Origin of the sequence: Acidovorax sp. ST3 (assembly GCF_003231145.1) — a bacterium.
Lineage (GTDB): Bacteria > Pseudomonadota > Gammaproteobacteria > Burkholderiales > Burkholderiaceae_C > Acidovorax.
The window spans coordinates 1-704 of record NZ_QKVP01000035.1 but is presented as its reverse complement, the minus strand read 5'-3'; the positions used below and the strand labels follow the sequence as shown (position 1 = coordinate 704).

The 704-nt window shown below is 69.7% G+C and carries 1 protein-coding gene; it reads right to left on the bottom strand.

The window, feature by feature from the left end:
- Positions 1-680 (bottom strand): sulfate ABC transporter substrate-binding protein (locus DNK89_RS23380; protein ID WP_203422513.1); only part of this gene is annotated, 680 nt, incomplete at its 3' end.
- Positions 681-704 lie beyond the last annotated feature (24 nt).

Sequence of the window (704 nt, the reverse complement as noted above, 5' to 3'; positions counted from 1 at the left end):
GAGCGCGACGGCGTGACGATGTCGAACTTGGGACCGAACTCCTCCAGCGCCAGGTGGGCCTCGTTCTCCCAGGCCAGCAGCACGTCGCCCAGGCCGCGCTGGGCGAAGGTGACGGTGGCCCCGCGCGCGCCGGTGTCGAGCACCGGCACCTGCTTGTAGAGCTTCTGGATGTAGGCGCGGGCCGTGGCCTCGGAGCCGCCGGGCTGCTTCAGCGCCCAGGCCCAGGCGGCCAGGTAGTTCCAGCGCGCGCCGCCCGAGGTCTTGGGGTTCGGCGTGATGACCTCGATCCCCGGCTTGATCAGGTCGCCCCAGTCGCGGATCTTCCAGGGATTGCCCTTCTTGACCAGGAACACGATGGTCGAGGTGTAGGGCGTGGAGTTGTCGGGCAGGCGCGACTGCCAGTCGGCCGGCAGCAGCTTGGCCTTGGCGGCGATCTCGTCGATGTCGTAGGCCAGGGCCAGGGTGACGACGTCGGCCTGCAGGCCGTCGATCACCGAGCGGGCCTGCTTGCCCGAGCCGCCGTGGCTCTGGTTGATGACGATGTCCTGGCCGACCTTCTCCTTCCAGTACTTGGCGTAGGCGGCGTTGATGTCCTTGTAGAGCTCGCGCGTCGGGTCGTAGCTGACGTTGAGCAGGGTCACGGCCTTGGGCGCCTGGGCCAGGGCCCGCCCGCCGATCAGGGTCGGGACTGCCGCCGCGCCGGC